The 24,849-nt window shown below is 75.7% G+C and carries 14 protein-coding genes; 8 read left to right on the top strand and 6 right to left on the bottom strand.

What is annotated here, in order from left to right:
• Positions 1-22 precede the first annotated feature (22 nt).
• The 5 genes from C2142_RS09235 (at position 23) to C2142_RS41960 (ending at position 12,020) form a co-directional block, all read left to right on the top strand.
• On the top strand, positions 23-7,396 hold the full coding sequence (locus tag C2142_RS09235) for a non-ribosomal peptide synthetase (RefSeq protein WP_148641943.1): 7,374 nt from the start codon (positions 23-25) through the stop codon (positions 7,394-7,396).
• On the top strand, positions 7,389-7,586 hold the full coding sequence (locus tag C2142_RS09230) for an MbtH family protein (protein WP_148641942.1): 198 nt from the start codon (positions 7,389-7,391) through the stop codon (positions 7,584-7,586). The genes C2142_RS09235 and C2142_RS09230 overlap by 8 nt, the downstream gene beginning before the upstream one ends.
• A 53-nt stretch (positions 7,587-7,639) precedes the next feature.
• A complete protein-coding gene (locus C2142_RS09225; RefSeq protein WP_241003154.1) occupies positions 7,640-9,019 on the top strand; it encodes a DHA2 family efflux MFS transporter permease subunit in 1,380 nt (459 codons plus the stop codon).
• A gap of 92 nt (positions 9,020-9,111) precedes the next feature.
• Entirely contained in the window at positions 9,112-10,326 is a 1,215-nt protein-coding gene (locus C2142_RS09220) for a hypothetical protein (RefSeq protein WP_148641941.1), read from the top strand.
• 140 nt (positions 10,327-10,466) lie between these two features.
• On the top strand, positions 10,467-12,020 hold the full coding sequence (locus tag C2142_RS41960; RefSeq protein ID WP_346766371.1) for a dihydrofolate reductase family protein: 1,554 nt from the start codon (positions 10,467-10,469) through the stop codon (positions 12,018-12,020).
• Here C2142_RS41960 and C2142_RS09205 read toward each other — a convergent pair.
• The 5 genes from C2142_RS09205 to fhuB form a co-directional block, all read right to left on the bottom strand.
• Positions 12,015-14,816 carry a LuxR family transcriptional regulator gene (locus tag C2142_RS09205; protein WP_206670946.1) on the bottom strand — a complete coding sequence of 934 codons (2,802 nt, stop codon included), beginning with the start codon at positions 14,814-14,816 and terminating at the stop codon, positions 12,015-12,017. The genes C2142_RS41960 and C2142_RS09205 overlap by 6 nt on opposite strands.
• Positions 14,817-15,064: 248 nt before the next feature.
• Positions 15,065-16,021 (bottom strand): GNAT family N-acetyltransferase, encoded by a 957-nt coding sequence (locus C2142_RS09200; RefSeq protein ID WP_162002429.1) that lies wholly within the window; start codon positions 16,019-16,021, stop codon positions 15,065-15,067.
• Between the two features lie 196 nt (positions 16,022-16,217).
• Positions 16,218-16,550: a hypothetical protein gene (locus C2142_RS09195; protein WP_148641939.1), complete on the bottom strand. Its 333-nt coding sequence runs from the start codon at positions 16,548-16,550 to the stop codon at positions 16,218-16,220.
• Between the two features lie 186 nt (positions 16,551-16,736).
• Positions 16,737-17,975: an enterochelin esterase gene (gene fes, locus C2142_RS09190; protein ID WP_148641938.1), complete on the bottom strand. Its 1,239-nt coding sequence runs from the start codon at positions 17,973-17,975 to the stop codon at positions 16,737-16,739.
• A gap of 20 nt (positions 17,976-17,995) precedes the next feature.
• Positions 17,996-20,161, bottom strand: coding sequence for a Fe(3+)-hydroxamate ABC transporter permease FhuB (fhuB, locus tag C2142_RS09185; RefSeq protein WP_148641937.1), 2,166 nt, complete (start codon positions 20,159-20,161; stop codon positions 17,996-17,998).
• 221 nt (positions 20,162-20,382) lie between these two features.
• Between fhuB and C2142_RS09180 the strand changes: the two genes are divergently transcribed.
• The 3 genes from C2142_RS09180 (at position 20,383) to C2142_RS09170 (ending at position 23,691) form a co-directional block, all read left to right on the top strand.
• The gene (locus C2142_RS09180; protein WP_148641936.1) at positions 20,383-21,423 is read left to right on the top strand and encodes an ABC transporter substrate-binding protein; all 1,041 of its coding nucleotides are present in this window, start codon (positions 20,383-20,385) and stop codon (positions 21,421-21,423) included.
• 143 nt (positions 21,424-21,566) lie between these two features.
• Positions 21,567-22,403, top strand: coding sequence for an ABC transporter ATP-binding protein (locus C2142_RS09175; protein ID WP_148641935.1), 837 nt, complete (start codon positions 21,567-21,569; stop codon positions 22,401-22,403).
• 148 nt (positions 22,404-22,551) lie between these two features.
• Positions 22,552-23,691, top strand: coding sequence for a PQQ-dependent sugar dehydrogenase (locus C2142_RS09170; protein WP_148641934.1), 1,140 nt, complete (start codon positions 22,552-22,554; stop codon positions 23,689-23,691).
• Between the two features lie 16 nt (positions 23,692-23,707).
• On the opposite strand, the gene C2142_RS09165 is transcribed toward C2142_RS09170, so the two are convergent.
• Positions 23,708-24,849, bottom strand: a 1,142-nt coding sequence (locus C2142_RS09165; RefSeq protein ID WP_194235764.1) for a DEAD/DEAH box helicase, incomplete at its 5' end; no start/stop codon positions are given.

Here is a 24,849-nt window from a genome sequence, read left to right as displayed (position 1 = left end):
GACCCGAGGAGCTCTCAGAACCATGCGTCGCCACCAGGCCGCGTCCGTCCCCGCCGCCGTCCCCGCCGCCGACGTGCCGCTGCTCGCCACCCAGGCGGCGATCTGGTACGCCCAGGCGCTCGACCCCGGCAGCCCGGTCTACAACACCGGCGACGCCGTCGAGATCACCGGCCCGCTCGACACCGACCTCTTCGAGGGCGCCCTGCGGCAGGCCCTCGACGAGGCCGAGGCCCTCACCGCCGTCGTCACCACCGGCGAGGACGGCGCCCCGCGCCAGCGCCTGCACCCCGGCCGCCCCTGGCCGCTGCACCGGCTCGACCTGCGCGCCGCCGCGGACCCGGACGCCGAGGCCGAGGCCTGGATGCACGCCGACCTCGCCCGCCCGGTCGACCTCGCCGAGGGCCCGCTCTTCACCCAGGCCCTGATCCGGCTCGCCGACGACCGCCACTGGTGGTACCAGCGCGTCCACCACCTCGCCGTCGACGCCTACGCGCTCACCCTGATCGGCGGGCGGGTCGCCGAGCTGTACACGGCGTACGCCGACGGCGAGCAGCCCGCCGGCCGCACCTTCGCCACCCCGGCCGAGGTCGCCGCCGAGGAGGCCGCCTACCGAGCGGGCGCCGACCACGCGGCCGACCGCGAGTTCTGGCGCGAGCGGCTCGCCGGGGCCCAGGCCCCCGCCACCCTGCCCGGCACCCCGTCCACGGCCGCCGCACCCACCCGCGAGAACACCTCGCTGCCCGCCGGGACGCTCGCGAGGTTCGAGCGCGCCGCCGGCGCCGCCCGTGCCACCTGGGCCGAGCTGGTCATCGCCGCCACCGCCGGCTACCTGCACCGCCTCGCCGGCACCGAGGACGTCGTCCTCGGCCTGCCGCTCGCCAACCGCCGCGGCCCGGCCGCCCTGCGCACCCCGGTCGCCACCGCCAACGTGCTGCCGCTGCGCCTCGCCGTCCGCCCGTGGGACACCGCCGCCGAACTGCTGCGCCGCGTCGTCCTGGAGGTCCGCGCCGTCCGCCGCCACCAGCGCTACCCGCTGGAGGACCTCCGCCGCGACCTCGCGCTCACCGGCGGGCGGAGCGCCCTGTTCGGCCCGATGGTCAACATCAAGGCCTTCGAACGCGACCTCGACCTGGCCGGCCTGCCCGGCACCGTCCGCAACCTCGCCGCCGGCCCGGTCGACGACCTCGCCCTCGCCGTCTCGCCCGGCCCCGACGGAGCCCTGCGCATCGGCCTGGAGGCCCACCCGGACCGCCAGGACGCCCGCTCGCTCGCCGCACACCGCGACGGCCTGCTCCGCTACCTCGACGGCCTCGCCGACCTGCTGCTCACCGACCCGCAGACGCCGATCGCCCGGATCGACCTGCTCGACGCCGACGCGGTGCACCGCGCCACCGCCGGGCGCGACGAGCCCGCCGTCACCGGCACCCTGCCCGCCCTCTTCGCCGCGCAGGCCGCCCGGACGCCCGGGGCCGTCGCCCTGCGCAGCGGCGGAACCACCCTGACCTTCGCCGGGCTGGACGCCGCGAGCAACCGCCTCGCGCAGCACCTGGCCGCGCTCGGCGTCCACGACGGGACGCCCGTCGCACTCGCCCTGCCGCGCAGCGCCGACACCGTGACCGCCATGCTCGCGGTACTCAAGGCCGGCGGCGCCTGCCTCTCGCTCGACCTCGCCCACCCCCGGCAGCGGATCGCCGACATCCTGGACGACACCCGCCCGGTCTGCGCCATCGGCACCGCCGAGGCCCTCGCCGCCCTGCCCGGGGCCGGGACGCGGCCCGCGGTCGTCCTGGACGACCCGGCCGTCCGCGACGCGATCGACGCACTGCCGGGGGAGCGGGCCCTCCCCGAACCGGACCCCGGCCGGACCGCCTACCTGCTGCACACCTCCGGTTCCACCGGCCGCCCCAAGGGCGTCGTGGTCACCCACGCCTCGCTCGCCAACCTGCACGCCGGCCACGGCGAGGACCACATCGCCCCCGCCGTCCGCCGCACCGGCCGCGAGCGGCTGCGCGTCGCCCACAGCGCGTCCTTCGCCTTCGACGCCTCCTGGGACCCGGTGCTCTGGATGGTCCACGGCCACGAACTGCACCTGCTCGACGACGACACCTACCGCGACCCGGCCGCCCTCGCCGGCTACGTCGACCGGGAGCGGATCGACTACCTCGACGTCACCCCCTCCTACCTCGAAGTCCTCCTCGCCGAAGGGCTGCTGGACGAGGACAGGCACCGCCCCGCACTGGTCGTGGTCGGCGGCGAGGCCACCCCGGACGCGCTCTGGCAGCGCCTCACCGCCGTCGAGGGCCTCAGCCCGCTCAACCTCTACGGCCCCACCGAGACCACCGTCGACGCCTACTCCTGGACCCCCGGCCCGGACGGCGCCCCCGTCGGCCGGGTGGTCCGCGGCTCCCGCGCCTACGTCCTCGACGGCTCGCTGCGCCCCGCCCCCGACGGCGTGGCCGGCGAACTGTACGTGGCCGGCGCCTGCCTGGCCCGCGGCTACCTCGGCCGCCCCGACCTCACCGCCGAGCGCTTCCTCGCCGACCCGTTCGGCCCGCCCGGCGGCCGGATGTACCGCACCGGCGACCTCGCCCGCCGCCGCGCCGACGGCACCCTGGAGTTCCTCGGCCGCGCCGACGACCAGGTGAAGATCCGCGGCTTCCGGATCGAGCCCGGCGAGATCGCCGCCGTCCTCGGCCAACTCCCCTCCGTGGCCCAGGCCGTGGTGATCGCCCGGCCGGGACCGCACGGCCGGCGGCTGCTCGGCTACGCCGTCCCCGCGCCCGGCGCCGTCCTCGACCCGGACGCCCTGCGCGCCGCGCTCGCCGAGCGGCTGCCGGCGCACATGGTGCCCGCCGCCGTCCTCGTCCTGGACGAACTGCCGCGCACCGGCAACGACAAGCTCGACCACCGCGCCCTGCCCGAGCCGGCCGCCGGGGCGGCGCCCGGACGCGACGCCGCCGCGACCCCGCAGGAGGAGGTCGTCTGCGGGCTGTTCGCGGCCGTCCTCGGCCTGCCCGAGGCCCCCGGCCGGTCCGCCTCCTTCTTCGACCTCGGCGGCCACTCCCTGCTGGCCGGCCGTCTCGCCGCCCGGCTCCGCGACACCCTCGGCGGTGCCGTCGGGTTCGCCGACGTCTTCCGCCACCCCACCCCGGCCGCGCTCGCCGCCCTGCTGCGCGAGCGCTCCGCCCCCGAACCGCGCCCGGCCCTGCTGCCCGCCCCGCGCACGGAGCGGCTGCCGCTCTCGCCGGCCCAGCGCGGCCTCTGGTTCCTCCACCGGCTCGAAGGTCCCAGCCCCACCTACAACATCCCGCTGGCCCTCGCCCTCAGCGGACCGCTCGACCGCGACGCCCTCGCGCGCGCCGTCACCGACCTGGCCGCCCGGCACGAGATCCTGCGCGCCGTCCACCGCGAGGACGCCGACGGCGAGCCGTACCAGCAGGTGCCGCCGCCCGCCGCGGTGCCACTGCACGACGGGGGCCGGCTGGACGACGGGGAACCGCTGGCCCGGGCCGTCCGGTACGCGTTCGACCTCGCCGCCGAACCGCCCCTGCGGGCAACGCTGTTCACCGGGAGCGACGGCAGTCACACGCTGCTCCTGCTGCTCCACCACATCGCCGGTGACGGCGCCTCCACCACCCCGCTGGCCCGCGACCTGGCCGCCGCGTACTCCGCGCGCCTGGCCGGCCACGCCCCCGAACTGCCGGTGCCGGAACTCCAGTTCGCCGACCACGTGGCCTGGCAGCGGCAGCTGCTCGGCGCCGCCGGGGCGCCCAGCCCGCTCGCCGTCCGGCAGCTCGACCACTGGCGCAAGACCCTGGCCGGCCTGCCCGACCAGCTCGACCTGCCCACCGACCGTCCGCGCCCGGCCGTCGCCGGCCACCAGGGCGCCACCGTCCCGTTCGCCCTCGGCGCCGACGCCCACGCCGCCCTGGCCGCGCTCGCCCGCACCACCGGCACCAGCGTCTTCATGGCCGTCCAGGCCGGCCTCGCCGCGCTGCTCACCCGGCACGGCTGCGGCACCGACATCCCCGTCGGCACCCCCGTCGCCGGCCGGGACTCCGACGAAACCGCCTCCCTGGTCGGCTACTTCGTCAACTCGGTGGTCCTGCGCACCGACACTTCCGGCGACCCCGGCTTCCGCGAGCTGCTCGGCCGCGTCCGCACCGCCGTCCTCGGCGCCCACGACAACGCCGACCTGCCCTTCGACCGGCTGGTCGAGGAGCTCAACCCGCCGCGCTCGCTCGCCCGGCACCCGCTGTTCCAGGTCATGCTCGCCTGGCAGAGCGTCCCCGACGAGGAGTTCGCGCTCAGCGGCGGGCTCACCGCCCGGATCGCCGCCCTGCCGTCCGGCACCGCCAAGTTCGACCTCACCCTCAACGCGGGCGAACTGCGGGAAGGGGGCATCGCGGGCTTCCTGGAGTACCGCACCGACCTGTTCGACGCGGCCACGGTCGAGGCCCTCGCCGCCCGGCTCGCCCGGCTGCTCACCGCCGCCGCCACCGAGCCCGACACGCCGATCGGCCGGCTCCCGCTCATCAGCGCGCAGGAGCGGCACCGCGCCCTCGTCGAGTGGAACGGCGCCCCGGCGGCCTCCGCCGCACCCGGCTCGGGTGCGGAGAACCCGGCGGCAGCGGGCCCGGACGTGGCGGGCCCGGACGTGGCGGGTCGCGCCCCCGTGACCGCAGCCCCCGGCGCCACGCTGCCCGAGCTGTTCGAGGCCGCGGCCCTCGCCAACCCCTCGTCGACGGCCGTGAGCTGCGACGGAGCCACCCTCGACTACGCCGGACTCGCCGCCCGCGCCGACCGGCTGGCCCGCCTGCTGGCCGCCCGCGGAATCGGCCCCGGCACCATCGTCGCGCTCGCCCTGCCGCGCTCGCTCGAACTGGTCGTCGCGCTGCTCGCCGTCGCCAAGTCCGGCGCCGCCTACCTGCCGCTCGACCCGGACTACCCGGCCGACCGGCTCGCCTACATGCTGGCCGACGCAGCGCCCGCCGCACTGCTCACCGACACCGCCACCGCGCCCCGGCTGCCCGCCCACCAGGTGCCCCGGCTCCTGGTCGACGGACCGGAGGCGGCCGGCCACCCCGCCACCCCGCTGGCCCAGCACGAACGCACCCGCCCGCTGCGCGCGGACGACGTCGCGTACGTCATCTACACCTCCGGCTCCACCGGCAGGCCCAAGGGCGTCCCCGTCACCCACCACAACGTGGTCCGCCTGTTCGGCGCCACCGACCACTGGTTCGGCTTCGGCGCGGACGACGTCTGGACGCTCTTCCACTCCTACGCCTTCGACTTCTCGGTCTGGGAGCTCTGGGGCGCCCTGCTGTACGGCGGCCGCCTGGTCGTCGTCCCGCACCTGGTCAGCCGCGACCCGGCGGCCTTCCTCGACCTGCTCGCCCGCGAGCGGGTCACCGTCCTCAACCAGACCCCGTCCGCCTTCTACCAGCTCAGCGCCGCCGACCGGGAACGCCCCGGCAGCGAACTCGCCCTGCGGTACGTGGTGTTCGGCGGCGAGGCACTCGAACTGGGCCGCCTCGACGACTGGTACGAGCGGCACGCCGACGACGCGCCCACCCTGGTCAACATGTACGGGATCACCGAGACCACCGTGCACGTCTCCCACATCGCCCTCGACCGGGCGAGCGCCGCCGCGGGCACCAGCAGCACCATCGGCGTCAACATCCCCGACCTGCGGGTCTACGTCCTCGACCAGCACCTGGAGCCCGTACCGCCCGGCGTCACGGGCGAGATGTACGTGGCCGGCGCCGGCCTCGCCCGCGGCTACCTCGGGCGCCCCGCCCTCAGCGCCGAGCGCTTCGTCGCCGACCCCCACGCCGCACTGTTCGGCGAGAGCGGCACCCGGATGTACCGCTCCGGCGACCTCGCCCGCCGCCGCGCCGACGGCGTCCTGGAGTACTTCGGCCGCGCCGACCAGCAGGTCAAGATCCGTGGCTTCCGGATCGAACTCGGCGAGGTCGAGGCCGTACTGGCCGCACACCCGGACGTCGCCGACGCCGCCGTGATCGTCCGCGAGGACGTGCCCGGCGACAAGCGCCTGGTCGGCTACGCGGTGCCGGCGCCGTCCGCGGCCGACGTCACCGCCGAGCAGCTGCGCGCCCACACCGCCGCCGGCCTGCCCGTCCACATGGTCCCGTCCGCCGTCGTCCTGCTGGAGAAGCTCCCGCTCACCGCCAACGGCAAGCTCGACCGCCGCGCCCTGCCCGCCCCCGACGCCCCGGCCGCCGGTGGCGGCCGGCCCCCGGCGAACCCCCGTGAGCAGCAGCTCTGCGAACTCTTCGCCGAGGTGCTCGGCCTGCCGGAGGTCGGCGTCGAGGACGACTTCTTCGCCCTCGGCGGGCACTCGCTGCTCGTCGTCCGCCTCGCCGGCCGGATCCGCGCCGTCCTCGGCCTGGAGGTCGGCATCGGCACGCTCTTCCAGGCGCCGACCGTGGCCGCACTGGACGCGGCGCTCTCCGCCGGCGCCCCGGGCGCCGACGCGCTCGACGTCCTGCTGCCGCTGCGCCCGGCCGCCCCCGGCCGGCAGGCCCCGCTGTTCGCCGTCCACCCCGCCGGCGGCCTCAGCTGGTGCTACACCGGCCTGATCCGTCACCTCCCGGCCGACGTGCCGATCTACGGCCTCCAGGCCCAGGGCGTCGGCGCCGCCACGGCCGCCGAGCCGCTGCCGCGGACCCTGGAGGAGCTGGCCGCCCACTACGTCGGCCGGCTCCGCGAGGTCCAGCCGCAGGGCCCCTACCGCCTGCTCGGCTGGTCCACCGGCGGCATCATCGCCCACGCGATGGCCGTCCGCCTCCAGGAACTCGGCTGCGCCGTCGAGCTGTTGGCCGTCCTCGACGCCTACCCCGCCGAGGGGTTCCGCGACCTGCCGGTGCCCGACCAGGCGGAGGCCCTCGAAGCCCTGCTCACCATGGGCGGCTACGGCCCCGCGGACCTCGACGGCCGGCCGCTCGAACTCGCCCACGTCACCGCACTGCTGCGCCGCGAGGGCAGCCCGCTGGCCGGCCTGGACGACGACACGGTCGAGGCGCTCAACCGGATCTACCTCAACACCAACCACCTGGTCCGCGGATACGACCACCGCCGTTTCGACGGGGACGTGCTCTTCTTCCGGGCGACCGTCGACACCATCGACGAGACCCTGGTCCCCGAACTCTGGGCCCCCTACGTCGCCGGGCGGATCCACAACACCGACGTCGCCTGCTCGCACAAGGACATGACCCTGCCCGCCCCCGTCGAGCACATCGCGGGCGTGATCGCCGACCGTCTCGCGGACCTCTCGCGTGCCGCGGGCCCCGCAGTCCCTTCGAACCCCGGCCACCCCGACGGCCCCGGCCACCCCGACGGCCCCGCACACCAGGAGAACGCCACCCATGAGTGACGCCCCCGCCAACCCCTTCGACGGTGACGGCGAGTTCCTCGCCCTCGTCAACGACCAGGGCCAGCACTCCCTCTGGCCGTCCTTCGCCGCCGTCCCGGACGGCTGGACCGTCGCCCACGGGCCGTGCGCCCGCGCCGTCGCGCTGGACTGGATCACCGCCAACTGGACCGACCTGTGCCCGGTCCGGTGACCTCCGCGGACACGAACGCGCCCGTCGGCGCCGAGGCACCCGCGGCGCGCCCCCTGTTCGCGGGGCGCGTCGCGGTGGTCCTCGTCTACACGGCCGCGATGTGCATGAACGGCCTGGACTCGACCATCGTCAACCCGGCGCTCTTCACCATCGCCGAGGACTTCGGCCGGCCGGTCTCCGCGGCCAACGCGGTGGAGACCGCCTTCCTGGTCGGCCTCGCCGTCGGCCTCCCGGTGGCGGGCTGGCTGGGCGACCGGTTCAGGGTGAAGCGGGTCTTCCTCGGTTCGCTGGCCGCGTTCACGCTCGCCTCGGCCCTGTGCGCCGCCGCACCCGGCCTCGGCACGCTCGCCGCCGCCCGGGCCGTGCAGGGCGTGGCCGGGGGACTGCTCACCCCTGTCGGCATGACGCTGCTCTTCCGCGCCTTCGCACCGCACGAGCGCGCCGGGCTGGGCAAGGTGCTGATCGTGCCGACCGCGCTGATGCCCGCCCTCGGGCCGCCGCTCGGCGGGTTCCTCACCGAACACCTCTCCTGGCACTGGCTGTTCCTGGTCAACGTGCCGATCGGGGTGGCGGCGGTGCTGGCCGCCCTGGCCGGGCTGCGCGACGAGGGCGCGGAGACCGCCGGCCGGTTCGACACCGCGGGCTTCCTGCTCGCCACCCCCGGCCTCGGCCTGCTCACCTACGCACTCGGCTTCGGCCCGGCGCACGGCTGGTCCTCCCCGGCGGTGGCGGGCGGCGGAGTGCTCGGGGTGCTGCTGCTCGGCCTCGCCGTCCGGCACCAACTGCGTGCCGAAGAACCGCTGGTGGACCTTCGGCTACTGGCCGACCGGACCTTCGCAGCCGCCACCTGGCTCGCCCTGCTGACCTCCGCCGGGCTGATGGGCGCGCTCTTCGTCTTCCCGCTGCTCCACCAGGCCGCCCTCGGCGCCTCGGCGCTGGACGCCGGGCTGAGCGTCTTCCCGGAGGCGCTCGGCCTGATGGCCGCCTCCCAGGTGGTCGACCGGCTGCTGCCCCGGATCGGCCCACGCGGCCTCGCCGTTCCCGCGCTGCTCCTCGCCGCGCTGGTGCTGGCCGCGTTGGCCGTCCCGGGCGTCGGCGAGAACGTGTGGGCGGTGAGGGCGTTGATGTTCGGCGTCGGCCTGATCCTCGGCACCGCCGTGCTCACCCTGCAGATCGCCGGCTTCGCCGATGTGCCGCCGCCGGCGATGGGGCGGGCGATGGGTCTGTTCACCATCGTGCGCACCCTCGGCGGTGCCCTGGGCATCGCCGCCACCGCCGCCCTGATCGGTGCCCTCGCCGAGGACGGCACCCACACCGCCGAGCCCGGCCCCTACCGCGCCGCGCTGCTCGTCACGGCGGGCGCGGTCGCCGCCGCCGCCCTGGTCGCAGCCCGACTGCCGAAGGCGGCTCCGGCACCGCCGGCCATGAACTGATCAGTGCCGCAGGACAGTTCGGACCGGACTCACCGGTATCCAGGGCCGTCGGGGTACTCACCCGGCGGCCCTCGGCGCAGTACAGTCCCCGTATGCGAAGCATCGAGACGCTTCTCACGGGGAACGGACAGGCCGACATCGCCGGGCTGCGCGAGGTCGACGCGGACGAACTCGCGCGGTACGTCGTGGACCGCGGGCACCCCTGGTGGCACCGCAGAGCGTGCGCGGTCGCGCTGGCCGGGCGGGTACCGCAGCGGTGGGAGGCGGAGCTGCTCGCCCGCGTCGAGGACACCGGTGACGTGGCCGGGGTCCGCACCGCGCTCCTGGACCTCCTCGCGGACCGGGCGGACCTCCTGCCCTGGCTGTGGCACGAGGACCGGCGGCGCGACCGCTCGTTCGGCATGCCCGAGGCGATCCTCAAGGCGCGCGGAAGACTCGGAGACCTCACGGCCAGCGAGGAGTTGGCCACCCTCGCGGCCAGCCCCTGGCCGCGCTGGCGGGAGGTCGGCGAAGCCGGGCTGGACGCGTTGACCGCCCGGTACGGGGCCGCGGTGGTCATGGCGGGCCTCGGTGACGGCCGGCCCGAGGACCGCGTCTTCCGGGTCCGCATGCGCCGCCGCGCCGGCGAGGACGTGACCGATGCGCTCGCGGACCCGGACCGGGCGGTCGCGCACCTCGCCCAGTCGCTGCTGACCGACGCCGACCGGTTGCGCGGCCACCTCGGCGAGGCGCCGACGACCGAGGCGAAGCTCTGGGCGGCCTACGCCCTGCACCGCCTCACCGGCGACGCCGCCGAGACCCGGGCGGTCTACGAGTCGCTGGGGCGCCCCCGGGTCGAGGTCGCCGGTCTGGACGACGAACTCCGCCGGGCGATCGTGCACGAGTACGGGCACGACTGTGAGCGGCAGAGCGATCCACGGTGGCGGATCGAGGCCCTCTGCACCGAGCCCCCGGTCCGCCTCGGACCAGGAGGGCAGGACGAGCGGCTCCGGCGGGCAACGGCCGCGCTGACCGCGGCGGACCTCGCACCGGAACCCCCGGTCCCGGCCGGCCGGCACAGCCACCAGGGGGACGGCACCTACCACGTGATCGACTGCGCCGACGGAGAGCTGTTCATCAGCACCCTCGGACGGTTCGCCACCGGCGACGGCGACGACTGCACGGCCCGCCGGGCCCTCGAATCGGCCGGCTTCCGCTGGATCGACGCGGCCACCGGCTCGATCCGGGTCGCCGGCCTCTTCGTCTACTACTTCGGCAGGCGCGAGCCCCTCACCGTCGAGACCCTGCTGTTCCACTGGCAGGACTAGGACGGGCGGTCCGTCGCGCCGGCCCGGGTCGGGCGGGCCGATGACCGGTCACATTACGTCGCGACGACTGATGCCGGTCGCGGTGCGGCCCGCCTACCGTCAATGACGTCGCCCCACCTCACGGACCGAGAGCAGGTCGTGTGCGTCAGCTCACCTACTACGTCGGCGCCACGCTCGACGGCTTCATCGCCGGCCCGGACGGGCAGTTCGACTTCTTCCCCTGCGAGGGTGACCTCGCCGCCGCGCTCCTGGCCGAGTACCCCGAGACCGTCCCGGCCCACGGCCGCGGGCCGCTGGGCCTCGACGGGGTCGCCAACCAGCGGTTCGACACGGTCCTGATGGGCCGGGCCGCTTACGAGCCCGCTCTCGCGGCCGGTGTCACCAGCCCCTACCCGCACCTCCGTCAGTACGTCCTCTCCCGCAGCCTCGCCCGGCTCGACCCCGAGGTGGAGGTCGTCTCCGCGGATCCGGTGGCCTTCGTCCGTGACCTCAAGCGGCAGGACGGGGCGGGCATCTGGCTCTGCGGCGGGGCGGCCCTCGCCGGCCGGCTGCTGGCGGAGATCGACGAACTGGTCATCAAGCGCTACCCGGTCGTCATCGGCTCCGGCATCCCGCTCTTCGAGGCGCCGTTCCTCCCGTCGAGGTTCACGCTCACCGACTCCCGCGTCTTCAACACCGGCGCGACCATCACCACGTACGCAGCACCAGAAACGAGCACCCGCATGCAGTTCCGTTCCACCACCGCGTCCGACCTCGACCGCGTCACCGCCGTGACGGTCGACGAACCCGTCGGCTGGATCGCCGCCGACCGCTACCTCGAAGAACTGAAGGAGGGCATGTACCGGCCCGAGTGGACCTGGATCGCCGAGGACGGCGGCGGCCGGATCGTGGCCCGCGCCCTCTGGTGGGGCCGGGCGTCCAGCGAGCACCCGGTCGCGCTGGACTGCCTGCACGTCGACCCCTCGGTCGGCGACCGCGCCGCGGTCGCCGCCGAGCTGGTCTCGGCCGGCCTGCGGGCCTTCGCCGAGCAGGGCGCGACCCGGCTCCCGCTGTACAACGTCACGCTGCCGAACGGCTGGCGGGACGACCCGGCCGTGGCCGCCGCCCTGGCCTGGCGGCAGGACGCCGCGCTGGCGGCCGGGCTCACCGACCAGGTGGAACGGCTGCGCCTGGAGTGGACCCCCGACGCCGGGCTGCCGGCCTCCAGCGGGCGCCTCACCTTCACCGAGGGCACGGACGAGGAGTTCTTCGACGTCTTCCTGCGGATCGCGGTGGGCAGCCTGGACGGCGAGACGCGCCGGAACGTGGCGACCATGGGAGCCGAGGCGGCCGCCCGCGACGAGGTGGACTTCTACCTCGGCTGCCCGGGCGAGCGCTCCTGGTGGCGCCTGGCCCGTACCCCGGACGGACAGGTCGCCGGGCTGGCCCTCCCGTCGGCGACGCCGTACAACCGCAACGTCGGCTACCTCGGCGTCGTCCCCGAGCTGCGCGGACGGGGGTACGTGGACGACATCCTCGCCGAGATCACCCGGGTGCAGGTGGAGGCGGGCGCCGAGCTGATCACGGCCACCACGGACACCGACAACGCCCCGATGGCCGCCGCCTTCGCCCGGGCCGGCTACCGGACCGCCCAGACCCGGATGATCTACTCGGTGCCGGAGGGCGCGGAGCCGGTGCAGGCACCGGCCTCATGAGGCCAGCAGGGCGGCGAGTTCGGTACGGGAGCCGACGCCCAGCTTGGGGAACGCGCGGTAGAGGTGGTGCCCCACCGTACGGGGGCTCAGGAAGAGCTGCGCGGCGATCTCCCGGTTGCTCGCACCGGACGCCGCCAGCCGGACGACCTCGCGTTCCTGCGGGCTGAGCAGGCTGATCGGCCCGTCATGGCGGAGGGTCAGCCCGGTCTCCCCGCCCGCGGCGCCCAGCTCCGCCCGGGCGCGATCGGCCCAGGGCCCGGCGCCGAGCCGTTCGAACGCCTCCAGCGCGGCGCGCAGGTGGTCCCGGGCGTCGATCTGGCGCCGCAGGCGGCGCAACCACTCGCCGTAGAGCAGCGCGGTGCGGGCCCGGTCGTAGTCGCTGCCGCCCTCGTGCAGGGCCAGTGCCGCGACGAAGTGCTCCTCGGCCGCGCGGTCGGAGCCGGTCAGTGCCCGGCAGCGGCGGGCCAGGGCGGAGAGGGCGGGCCGCCCGAGGACGGTGGCCCATTCCCCGAGCAGCCGGGCCGGTTCCGCCGCCCGCTCCGGGCGGCCGGCCCGCACCGCCGCCTCGACGAGGTCCGGTAGCAGGGGCAGGCAGAGCAGTGGGTGGGCGGCCTCGCGTCGCGCCGACTCCAGCGGTCCGAGCGCCGCCTCCGCCCGGCCGAGGCCGAGTTCGAGCAGGCCCAGCGCCCACTGGGCGTCTGCGGTACCCCGGCCCACCCCGCGCGGTCGCGTGTACTCCAGGGCTTCGCCGGCCAGGGCCCGGACCTCTTCCTCCTGCCCCCGGACGGCGGCCGGCATCGCCAGGGCGGCACGCAGATGGGCCGCCCGGTGGGCGAGGTCGTGGTACTCGGCCAGCCGGAGGCCCTCGGCGGCGTGCGCGGACGCCTCGTCATGGCGGCCGAGCGCCAGTTCCGTCCGGGCGAGCAGGTGGAGCGTGGTGGGCAGCCAGCCGCTGACGCCCTGGTCGCGGCAGTGGGCGACCGCCCCCACGGCAGTCTCCCGCGCAGCCGCGTGGTCGCCGGTCAGCTGGCAGTAGATCCCGGTCATCAGCCGGCCCATGACGCCGGTCGCCGGGTCGCTCCCGTTCCCGTCCTCGTTCCCGCCTCCGCGCTCGTGCCCCTCTCCGCGCTCGCTCCCGCTTTCCACGAGCGCGCGCAGCCCGGCGAGCGCGGCGAGCGCACCCGGTACGTCACCGCCGAACAGCCGGGCCGGAACGGCCAGGACCGGCAGGTCCGGGGCGCGGGAGGCGATCTCGCCGATCAGGGTGGCGTTCCCGGCGGAGTACGCCGCGTGGACGGCGTCGGCCAGCAGCGAGGCCACCATGTCCGGGCAGCCGCCGCCGCTCAGGTCCGCACCGTCGGTCAGGTCCGCACTGCCGGCCGGGTCCGCGCCGGCGAGCAGGTCCGCGCCGTCCAGCAGGGTCCGGGCGGCCGTCTCCGGCCTGCGGTAGCCCAGCTCGACCACGGCCCGGGCGCGCGCGAGGCTCGCCGCCACCACCGGATCCGCCAGCGGCTGCGGCACCTGGTCGGCCAGTGCTTCGCACCGCTCGTCCTGTCCGCCGTCGGCCGCCCGCTGCGCGGCCCGGACCAGGCGGCGTGCCCGCAGGAGCGGATCGGCGGTGAGCCGGGCGGCCCGCTCGTAGGCGGCGGACGCCGACGCCATCGCCTGCCGGCTCCCGGCCCACTCCGCCACCCGTTCCAGCTCCTGGGCGACCGTCTCGTCCGGGCCCGTCGACGCGGCCGCCAGGTGCCAGGCCCGCCGGTGCAGCTGGCCGGCGGCGCCGAGGGCGTCCGCCAGCGCCCGGTGGGCGGCGATGCGCCGGGCGAGCGGGGCGCCCTGGTACGCGGCGTAGCGCACCAGCGGGTGACGGAACCGCACCACGGCGCCGGACAGGAGCACGAACCCCGCGCGCTCCGCGGGTTCCAGCTCCTCGACCGCCGCGCCGAGCGACTCCGCGGCCCGCAGTACCACGGTGAGGTCCCCGGTGTCGTCGGCGGCGGCCACCAGCAGCACCGCCTGGGTGGCGTCGGGAAGCCGTCGGATCTGCTCCAGGAAGCCGTCCTGGATCCGGCTCGGCAGCCCCGCGGAGGTCTCCGGCAGGGCCAGCGGGCCCAGCCGCCCGGCGCGCTGGGCCGGGGTGAGCGCGGCCGACAGCTCGATCAGGGCCAGCGGGTTGCCGCGGGCCTCCTCGATGACCCGGTCCGCGACGTACGGCGGCAGGTCCGGCACCAGCTCGGCGGCGGCCTCGCGGTCGAGCGCCTCGACCAGCAGCCGGGGCAGCCCCTTCACGGCTGCGCCGGGTGCGCCGTCGCGCACCGCGAAGAGCATCACGACGCCCTCCGCCCGCAGCCGGCGCGCGGCGAACGTCAGCATGTCGACCGACGGCTGGTCGAGCCACTGCGCGTCGTCGACCAGGCAGAGCAGCGGGCCGTCGGCCGCGGCCTCCGACAGCATGGTCAGCACCGCGAGACCGACGGTGAAGCGGTCGCGCACGCCGTCGCCGCTCTGTCCGAAGACCGCCCGCACGGCCGCGGCCTGTGGCTGCGGCAGGGCGTCGACGAGCTCCATGACGGGCAGGAACAGCTGGTGGAGGCCGCCGTAGGCCAGTTCCATCTCCGACTCGATGCCCTCGACGCGCAGCACGCGCACGCCGTCCGCCCGCTCGGCGGCGTAGTCGAGCAGCGCCGTCTTGCCGATCCCGGCCTCGCCGTGCAGCAGCAGGACGCCGCTCGTCCCCTGCCGGGCGTCCGCGAGCAGCCGCTCGATCCGGTCCCGCTCCGCGTTCCGCCCCCGCACGATGTGCCCCTGATTCCGTGTTCCGGTTCGCCCCGCCCGCGCAGGCGGGACCGTGCGACGGCGGCCGGACGCCGCCGTGATGATCCTCCCACCGGGTGAATCGCGGTCATCATCGCAGGTGGGAGGGCATCCGTGGTGACCGCGGCACGGGTACCGGTGGTACTGGTGGTGGTGACGGCGGCGGTGCCGATGGTTGGCGGGTGCGGGTCGGCCGGGTGCCGGCTCGTCAGGGACCGGGGGCACCCTGGTCAAGCCCCCGGCAGGTCCTTCACCAGGCGGTGGTGGCCGGTCTCCCAGCGGTAGCCGAGGGCCGTGTTGACGGCGATCATCGGGAGGTTGCCGGCCTCGACCTCGGTGCGCGCCGTCCGCACACCGTGGGCGGCGAGGCGGTGGGCGGCGTGCAGTTTCAGCGCCCGCGCCAGTCCGCGGGACCGCCAGGGGCGCAGGACGCCGGTGTAGTCGACGTGGCAGGTGAGCTGGTCGTCGGTGGCGCGGACGGCGTTGACGCCGACGATGCGCCCCGCGAACTCGGCGGTGAACACCCAGTCCGGGCGGCACCCGTCGCCGGCCACCACCTCGGCGTACCAGCGGTCGAAGTCGGGCAGTGCGTCGACGAACCCCGGGTTGTCGTCGAGCGTCTCGCGGTAGAGCTGGTACAGCTGGAGGGCCGGCCGGGGGGCCGAGGTGGCCGCGAGCGTGCCGAAGCGGATTCCCGGCGGCGGCGCGGCGGGCGGCAGCGCGCCCAGCCGGGCCGAGGCGCTGCGGACGTGTGCGTCGATCCGGTGGCCGCGGGCGACCAGCAGGCGGAGGAGGTCCGCCCTGTCGTCGGGCAGTTCCCCGAGCAGCCGGCGCGCACCCGCACCGCGGGCCCACTGCTCCAGCGCGTCCGCCAGGGGCAGGAGGCGTGCGGTCGCCAGGCCGGCCGAGCCGACGACCAGCGAGGCCACATCGCCGGGCGGCGTCCACGGCGCCCGCCAGGCGGTGGCGAAGGCGAGGAGCTCCCCGTCGGCCCCGGGGGTCACCAGCCGGATCCGCCCGTAGCCGGTGAGCAGCCCGTCGGACGTGCTGAAGAGGCTGCCGGAGGGAGGTAGCCGGGCGTCCTGGGCGCGGAGTTCCTCGGGTGTGACCGGCCTCGCCCCGGTGGCGGACAGCAGTTCGGCCAGCGGCGGGTAGTCGGTGGAGGGTTGGAACGGACGGTAAGTCACAATGTGACATTGTACTGAGCTTCATCGTGCTCCCGCACCGGAATGGGGGATCCCGGGCGGGCGGCTTCGTGCGGTCGGCCCCGAGGGGGTCTGGGGTGGCTTCGCGCGGGCGGCTCCCGGGTGTCCCGGGCGGGCGCCCCCCGAGGTCTTCGGGGGTGCGCCGACGCCGGTGGGCCCGGACCTGCCGTCACGGGTCTCAGGGGAGGTCGATCCGCTCGGTCCTGTTCGCCCCGATCACCTCGATCCCCCTGGCCCCGAGGATGCCGTCGAGCGGCAGGGAGACGGTGTACGGCGCGGTGGCGGGCAGTCCGACGCCGTGCAGCGAGCCGACGACCTCGATGCCCCAGTAGTCCGGCCGCTGGATGTAGACCAGCGGCGACAGGCGGACCGTCATGTTCAGGTAGGGCATGACCCCGTTGACGACGAGGATGAAGGTGCCCGGGACGATCCCCGGGACGGCCTTCGCCTCGTCGAAGTCGATGATGCGCACGGACTCCGGCGCCGGCCGATCCGTGTAGTTCTCCGCCACGATCAGTCCTTTCGTCGCTGTGACGTCACCCGTCACCTCGTCGACGCAGGCTAACGGACGATCGCCCACGAATCGTGCGTCCAACACGCCCGTGTCCATTGGTGTGCCGGGGCCGGGGCCGGGGCCGATGTGGTGGGGCCGGGGTGGCGGTGGGGCCGGGCCCCGGGCGTCGCGCCGGCCCGGTCCTCACGCCCGCGCGGCTCCAGGGGCTCCCGCGGCGCCGGCCCGGCCGGTCTGCGGGTCGGCCCGGACCCCGCCCCGGGGCGAGCCCAGCAGGTGGGCCAGGCCGTCCGCCAGGCCGCCGCGCCAACAGGCGTAGTCGTGGCCGCCGTTGAACTCGCGGTACTCGACGTCGTAGCCGCGCGCGACCAGTACGTCCCGCAGGTGGCGGTTCTGCGGGAGCAGCATCCACTCCTGGAGCCCGACCTCCAGGTAGAACCGTGCCGCCCGCCGCTCCCCGGCCGCGAACTGGCGGGTCAGCCATTCGCTCCCGGCGTCGAACTCCGTGCCGTCCGGCCACCAGAACGAGCCCGACTGCGACAGTGCGCCGCCGAACCGCTCCGGTTGCCGGAACGCGGCGAACGCGGCCGTCAGCCCGCCGGCGCTCTGGCCGGCGATCACCGTGCGGTCGGGCGTGAGTGCCGTTCCGTACTCCGCGGCGGCCCAGGGCAGCAGCCGGTCGGCGAGGAAGTCCACGAAGCCGGGATTGCAGCTCAGGTCGTCCGGGCGGCCCGGGCCCATGGTGTGGACGAGCAGGGTGACGGCCGGCGGGACAGCCCCGTCCGCCACGAGGTTGTCCAGGGTGTCGCCGACGGACAGCACCTCGCCCCACATCTCCCCGTCCAGCAGGACGAGCACCGGGTACGGTCCGCCGTCCGCGCGGTGCCCGGCGGGAAGGCGGACGTCCACCCGTCGGCCGTCGACCTCCGCCGCCACCGTCCGTCCGCGCGGTACGCCGTCGCGCCGCTCGGCGTACGGCTGCGCCGGTGCGCCCGGAAGCGCGAGGACGGAGGACGGGTGCCGGCCGTCACGGGCGGGCAGCCGCGGGCCGTGGGCGAGCGGGTCGGGCCGGGCCCCGTCCAGGACCTGGAGCCAGTCGGAGCGCGCCGTGCCGGGGGCGCTCCCGTGGACGGGGTACAGCTGGTACGAGGCCCGGTGGTCGGCGCGCAGCCGGTAGGTGAGCGACCAGCCTCCGGGTTGACGCTCCATCAAGTGCGGGGTGAGGTCGCCCGCGTGCCGGTCCTTGTCGGTCACGGTGTGCACCAGTGCGAGCACGCCGTCGCACGGCTCGTCCGGGTCGTCCCGGTGGACGAAGGTGACCAGCCGGTAGGCCGGGTCGTCCGGGTCGGGCTCGACCAGCGGCGCACCCTCCGCTGCCACTCGCTCCCAGAACCCGTCCTGGGGCGAGCCGAGTTCACTCTGCATGTCGATGACTCCTCGAAGATCTAGGCGGGGTTGCCCTTGCGGCCGAGCAGGACCCAGAGCAGGAAGGGGCCGCCGAGGACGGTGGTGACGATGCCGACCGGGATCTCGACGCCGCCGATCAGCACCCGGCCGAGCGTGTCGGCGAGCACGACCAGCACCGCGCCGACCAGCGCCGAGCCGAGCACCGGCACCCGCGCGGGCCCGGCGAGGCGGCCGGCGATCACCGGGGCGGCGAGCGCCACGAAACCGACCGGTCCGCAGACCCCGACGGCGAGCCCGGCCAGCGCGACGGCCAGCAGCAGGCAGGTGAGGCGGACCCTGGCCGGGTCGACGCCCAGCGAGGACGCCACGTTGTCGTCGAACCGCAGCACCGCCAGCCGGCGGGCGACGACCAGCGCCAACGGCACCAGCAGCGCGAGCCCGACCAGTACCGGCGTGGCCACCGCGTAGTCGCGTCCGTTGAGCGAGCCGGAGGTCCAGACGAGCAGCGAGCCCGCCGAGTTGAGGGAGCGGCGGGCCATCGCGACCTGGATGAGTGCCGAGGCGAGCGCCGACATGGCCAGGCCGACGACCAGGACCCGGTACCCGCGTGCGCCGAGGCCGCCGGAGACGAACGTGACCACCAGGACCGCCGCCAGCGCACCGAGCGGCCCGGCCCACCAGGCGCCGAACGTGCCCGAGGCGGTGACGGAGAACAGGACGGCGGCCGTGGCGCCGTCGTTGACGCCGAGCAGTTCGGGGGTGGCGAGCCGGTTGCGGGCGAGCGTCTGGGTGAGGCAGCCGGCCAGGCCGAGCGCGGCGCCGGCGGCCAGGCCCGCGACGATCCGGCCGAGGCGGAACTTCTGCACCAGCAGCACGTCGAGCCGGTCGCCGTAGCCGAAGACGGCCTGGAAGGTGCGGCCCAGGCCGAGTTCGCTCTGCCCGGCGTGCGCGGAGACCACCACGGCGGCGAGCAGGGCGGCGGCCAGGCCGAGCACGGCCAGCGCGGACCGGCGGGGGAGCAGCAGGGAGAGCGCGCCGCGCCGCAGGACCAGGTCGGGCCCGGGGGCCTTGGCCTCCCCCTGCGCGGAGGAGGACCCGGTCGGCTCGGTGTCGGTCATGCCGAGCGCGGCCATCTTCCGGGAGCGGACGATGGCGATCAGCGTGGGTGCGCCGACCAGGGCGACGATCACCGAGACCGGCGCCTCGAACGGCCGGGCCACCACGCGGGCGAGGACGTCCGCGCCGGTCAGCACCGCTGCGCCGACCAGGCCGGCGAGCAGGGTGAGCCGCCCGACCCGGGGGCCGGCGACCGCGCGGGCGAGGAAACCGGCCAGCAGGCCGAGGAAGGAGATCGGGCCGGCCAGCGCCACCGCCGAGGCGGTGAGCAGGGTGACGGCCGTGGCGACCGCCGCCCGCGTCGCGCCGGGGCGGTGGCCGAGGCCGCGGGCCAGGTCGTCGCCGAGCGCCAGTGCGGCGAGCGGGCGGGTGGTGAACGCGGCGACCAGGAAGCCCGCGCCGAGCACGGGGGCGAGCTGGCGCAGCGTCGTCCAGCCCTCGACCCCGGCCAGCGAGCCGAGCACCCAGACCCGGTACCGGTCGTACGCCTCGGGGGAGTTGACGATCAGGACGCCGGTGAGGCCGCCGAAGGTGGCGCCGACGGCCGAACCGCCGAGCACCAGCCGCATCGGCGAACCGCCGCCCCGGCTGCCGGCGATCAGTAGGACGAGGGCGCTGGCGAGCACGGCGCCGCCGAAGGCGAAGGCGAGGTAGCCGTAGGAGGTCTGCACGCCGAGCACGGCGATGCCGACGACCACGCCGAGCGAGGCCCCCGCGTTGACCCCGAGCAGGCCCGTCTCGGCGAGCGGGTTGCGGGTGACGCACTGGAGTTGGGCCCCGGCCACCCCGAGCGCGGCACCGACCAGGAGCGCGGTGAGGGTGCGGGGCAGGCGCAGGTCGCCCACGACCAGGGCGAGCCGGCCGTCGCTGCGGGCGCCGCCGCGGTCGAGCAGGTAGTCGAGCACCCGCGCCGGCCCGACCTCGCCGGCGCCGACGGAGAGCGAGAGCGCGGTGAGCGCGAGCAGGGCCGCGACGATGCCGCCGACGGTGAGCCAGGTGGTGCGGCGGACCGGTGCGGGCGGCGGCGGGGCCTCGGCGGCGGGGCCGGTGCGGGCCTGCTCGGAGGCACCCACTTGCGACAATGTCATAAGGTAAGGCTAACCTAATGGTCGTTGCGGCTCGATGGCCGCCCGGGCCTGCGCCGCACCGCCGGGGCCCGGGCCCGCCGTCCACAACGACCCTCAGTCGGACCCGTCTTCACCGCCACACCCGTCTTCACCGCCACACCCGTCTTCACGCCCATCCCGACCGACCGCTTTGACGGCCCTGCCCTTACCGCCGTCTGCAACACCGTTGCCCGGAGGCACACATGTCGACCGCCCAGAGCCCGCACCACCTCGCCCGCCACCGGGCGGTCCAGGCGCTGGCCGCCACCGGCGCGGCCGCGCTCCTGCTCACCGGCTGCGGCTCGTCCGGCTCCTCCGACAAGGGCTCCTCCGACAAGGGCGGGGCGTCCGCCTCCGGCACCCCTGCCGCGGACGCGGCCGGCGGCGGCAACGGCGGCAAGCGGACCGTCAAGGACGCCACCGGCAAGGCCGTTGAGATTCCCGCCGAGCCCAAGCGGATCGTCACCCTCACCCAGGAGGACCTGGACGCGGTGCTCGCCCTCGGCGTCAAGCCGGTCGGCATCACCAACGGCCAGGGCCTCAACGAGCCGCCCGCCTACCTCAAGGACAAGGTCCAGGGCGTCCCGGTCGTCGGCAACCTGCTCCAGCCCGTCATGGACAAGGTGATCGCCGCCAAGCCCGACCTGATCCTGGCCGGGGACATGCAGGACGAGCAGATGCTCAAGCAGCTGCGCGAGATCACCCCGGCGACGCTGGTCACCATGGCCCCGACCGACGAGTGGAAGCTCTCCTTCCGCGGCATCGGAAACGCCGTCAACAAGCTGGACCAGGCCAACAAGGTCATCGCCGACTACGACGCCAAGGCCGCCAAGGCCGGTGGCGAGCTGGGCGCGAACAAGGGCGCCGCCGTCTCCATCGTCCGCTGGAACCCGACCGGGCCGAGCTGGATGGAGAAGAAGCAGTTCGCCAGCGGTGTCGCCCTCGACATGGGCCTGACCCGCCCGAAGGCCCAGGACAAGGACGGCAACGCGCACACCCCGGCGCTCAGCCTGGAGAAGATCAACGAGATCGACGGCGACTGGCTGTTCCTCTCCACCCTCACCGACGACGGCAAGGCTGCGCTGAAGGACGTCCAGTCGAAGCCCGCCTACCAGGAGCTGGGCGCGGTGAAGAACAACCACACCGTCACCGTGGACGGCTCGGTCTGGTCCACCCGCGGCGGTCCGCTCGCCGCCGACGTGGTCATCGGCGACATCGGCAAGGCGCTCGGCGCCAAGTCCTGAGGCGGGGCGACGCCCGGCGTCCGGCGTCCGGCGCCCTGCCGGGGGTGTCCGTCTCCGGGGCGTCCTGTCCGCTCGTCCGGAACCCGCCGTCCGGAACCCGCCGTCCCGGCAACCGATGTCCGATCCAACCGAAGGAGCGCTCCATGGAGTTGACGGTCGAGGGCCTCACGGCCGGCTACGGCCCCGGGCGTCCGGTGCTGAGCGGCGTCGACCTCACCCTGCCCGCCGGGCAGGTGGTGGCGATCGTCGGCCCGAACGGCTGCGGCAAGTCCACCCTGCTGCGCTCCGTCGCCCGGCTCCACCGGCCCGACGCCGGACGGGTGCTGGTCGGCGGGGAGGACGTCTGGCGGCTGCGCCCCCGGCAGGCCGCGCACCGGGTGGCGCTGCTCCCGCAGAGTCCTCAGGCGCCCGAGGCGGTCACCGTGGCCGGGCTCGTCCGCTACGGACGCCACCCGCACCAGGGCCTCTTCCGCCAGTGGTCGGCGGACGACGAGCGGCTCACCGCCGAGGCGCTGCGGGCCACCGGGGTCGAAGCCTTCGCCGACCGCAGGCTGGACCGCCTCTCCGGCGGCCAGCGCCAACGCTGCTGGCTGGCCATGGTGTTGGCGCAGGACACACCCGTCGTCCTGCTGGACGAGCCCACCAGTGCGCTCGACCTCGGGCACGCGGTCGAGGTGCTGGAGCTGGTCCGCACGGTGGCGGCGGGCGGGCGCACCGTCGTCATGGTGCTGCACGACCTCGCGGCGGCGGCCCGGTACGCGGACGTCGTCGTCGCGCTGCGCGACGGCAAGGTGGTGGCCTGCGGGGCGCCGCGCGAGGTGGTGGACGCGCCGCTGGTGCGGGCGCTGTACGACATCGACAGCGACGTGCTGGCGGCACCCGGGGACGGCGCGCCCGTGATCGTGCCGCGGGCGGGAACGCGGGCGGGGGCGGGGGCTGGCGTGGGGACGGCGCAGGGGATGCGGGCGGCCGCGGGCTGAAAACGGTCACGGGTCGTCCGCCGTGCCGTCGTCCGCCGTGCCGTCGTCCGCCTGGCCGCCGTCCGGCGGGTTGCGGTCCGGCCGGCGGGTGCGTGTGGTCTGCTGGGGGCGCCGCATCCGCACCCGCCGCGCTCCGGGAGGCCCACCGGTGTTCCGTCGTTCCGCCGCCGTGTCGCTCGCCCTGCTGCTCGGGCCGGTCGCGGCCGTGGGCTGTTCCTCCGTCACCGGCCCCACGGGGGTGCCCTCGAACCTCGCCACCTTCGGCTCCTCACCGCTCCCCGCCGGGTCGGTCCCCGCCTCGGCCCCGGTGGTCCGGGCGACCGTCACCGACGGCCTGCAATCGCCGTGGGGCCTGGTGGTGCTGCCCGACGGGGACCTCCTCGTCTCCGAGCGGGACAGCGGGCGGATCCTCCGCGTCTCCGCGAAGGACGGCACCCGGACGGAGGCCGGCACCGTGCCCGGCGTGGTGGCGGGCGGCGAGGGCGGCCTGCTCGGCCTCGCCCTGTCGCCCGGCTACCCCACCGACCACCTGGTCTACGCCTACCTCAGCACCGAGGCCGACAACCGCATCGTCCGCCTCACGTACGACCCCGCCCAACCCGCCACCCGGCAACTGGGCGACCCTGCCGTTCTGTTGACGGGCATCCCGCGGGGCCATCGGCACAACGGCGGCCGGATCGCGTTCGGCCCGGACGGCCTGCTCTACGCGGGCACCGGCGACAGCAGCAACCCCGCTCTCTCCCAGGACAAGGGCTCGCTGGGCGGCAAGATCCTCCGGCTGTCCCCCGACGGCACCCCGGCTCCCGGCAATCCCTTTCCGGGCTCGCCCGTCTACTCCTACGGCCACCGCAACGTCCAGGGGCTCGCCTGGGACCCCCAGGGCCGGCTCTGGGCCTCCGAGTTCGGCCAGGACAACTGGGACGAGCTGAACCTGATCCGGCCCGGCGCCAACTACGGCTGGCCCGTGGTGGAGGGCATCGGCAACCGCCCCGAGTTCACCGACCCGGTCGTCCAGTGGCGCCCCTCGGAGGCGTCGCCGAGCGGCATCGCCTACGCCGACGGCGCCGTCTGGATGGCCGCCCTGCGCGGCACCCGGCTGTGGCGCGTCCCGCTCGACGGCGACCGTCCCGCCGCCGCGCCGCAGGAGTTCCTCACCGGCGCCTACGGCCGCCTGCGCACCGTCGTCGCGGACCGTGACGGCACCCTGCTGCTGGTCACCAGCAACACCGACGGCGCCGGGGATCCCCGCCCCGGCGACGACCGCATCCTGCGCGTCTCGGTGCCGTAGTGGCGCGGGCCGCGGGTCACCGGTCCCGGCGGTGGTCGAAGACCTCCAACTCTTCGGCCAGGACGTCGAAGTGGAGCTCCGGAGCCCAGAGCCGGCGCTCGCCGACCACGTAGAGGCGGCGCTTGGCGCGGCTGGCGGCGACGTTCAGCAGGTTCGGGGTCCCGGCCGCCCAGTGGCGGGCGCCCGGCGAGCCGCCGCCGAGGACGAGGATCACCGCGTCCGCCTCCTTGCCCTGGGCCTTGTGGACGGTGGCGCACCGCTCCTCCAGGAGGTCCCTGGTCCAGCCCTCGCGACCGCCGCAGACCCGCTTGCACTCCTTGACCAGCTCCCGGAACGGTGCGATGACGCGGAGCCGTTCGATGCCCACGCCGTGCAGTTCGAGCTGGTTGAGGACGAATTCGAAGGCCCGCCCGTCGCGCGGGCTCCAGGCGGCGCCGGCCCTGCGTTCCGGGTCCTCGGTGTCGAACCAGCGGCTGGGCAGGAGCCCCGGGTGCTCCTCGTCGGGGAACGGCTTCGAGGCGGTGCCGTAGACCATCAGGCCGTCGTAGGCGACGCGGTTGCTGACGGTGAACATGGGCTCCTCGCACCGGCGGTGGACGCGCAGGGGCGAGCCCACCCACACCTGTTCGTCGTCGGCGTCACCGGTGGGGGCGGGCAGGTAGGTGCCCCAGCAGTTCACCCGGTCGGCGACCGCCTGCGCCGAGGTGCCGGACGGCAGCCACTCCTCGTGGACGCCGTACGCCTCCAGCAGTCGCCGTTGGAGGGCCGTCGGCATCGTGATCACGGGCGTGAGTTGCAGCGGGTCCCCGACCAGGACCGCCCGGCGTGCCCGCCACAGTGCGCCCACGGCGGCCTGTGGTGCGGCCTGCCCGGCCTCGTCGACCAGCACCCAGCCGATCGACTCGCGGTCGAGCCGGGCGAACATGCTGCCGATCGACGAGAAGGTGGAGGAGATCACCGGGACCACCAGGAACAGGGTCTGCCAGGCCTGTTGGACCTGCTCGTCGGGGACGGGACCGCTGGTGCCGGCCATCAGTTCCATCAGTACCTGGAGGTTGCCGCGGACCTTCTTCGCGGCCCCGGCGACGAGTGCGCGGTGCAGGTCCAGGGCGCGCAGGAACAGGTCGCTGCGGGCGGTGGCCCAGGCCGGCCCAGGGG

Source organism: Streptomyces sp. CB01881, from assembly GCF_002953255.1.
Lineage (GTDB): Bacteria > Actinomycetota > Actinomycetes > Streptomycetales > Streptomycetaceae > Kitasatospora.
Note: the sequence above shows the minus strand (reverse complement) of the source record. Positions and strands in the feature narration are given on the sequence as shown.

Excerpts from the sequence above, each read along its gene's own strand:
- C2142_RS09235 (WP_148641943.1), top strand. The coding sequence starts at position 23 with ATGCGTCGCCACCAGGCCGCGTCCGTCCCCGCCGCCGTCCCCGCCGCC.
- C2142_RS09230 (WP_148641942.1), top strand. The coding sequence starts at position 7,389 with ATGAGTGACGCCCCCGCCAACCCCTTCGACGGTGACGGCGAGTTCCTC.
- C2142_RS09220 (WP_148641941.1), top strand. The coding sequence starts at position 9,112 with ATGCGAAGCATCGAGACGCTTCTCACGGGGAACGGACAGGCCGACATC.
- fes (WP_148641938.1), bottom strand. The coding sequence starts at position 17,975 with ATGCAGAGTGAACTCGGCTCGCCCCAGGACGGGTTCTGGGAGCGAGTG.
- fhuB (WP_148641937.1), bottom strand. The coding sequence starts at position 20,161 with ATGACATTGTCGCAAGTGGGTGCCTCCGAGCAGGCCCGCACCGGCCCC.
- C2142_RS09180 (WP_148641936.1), top strand. The coding sequence starts at position 20,383 with ATGTCGACCGCCCAGAGCCCGCACCACCTCGCCCGCCACCGGGCGGTC.
- C2142_RS09175 (WP_148641935.1), top strand. The coding sequence starts at position 21,567 with ATGGAGTTGACGGTCGAGGGCCTCACGGCCGGCTACGGCCCCGGGCGT.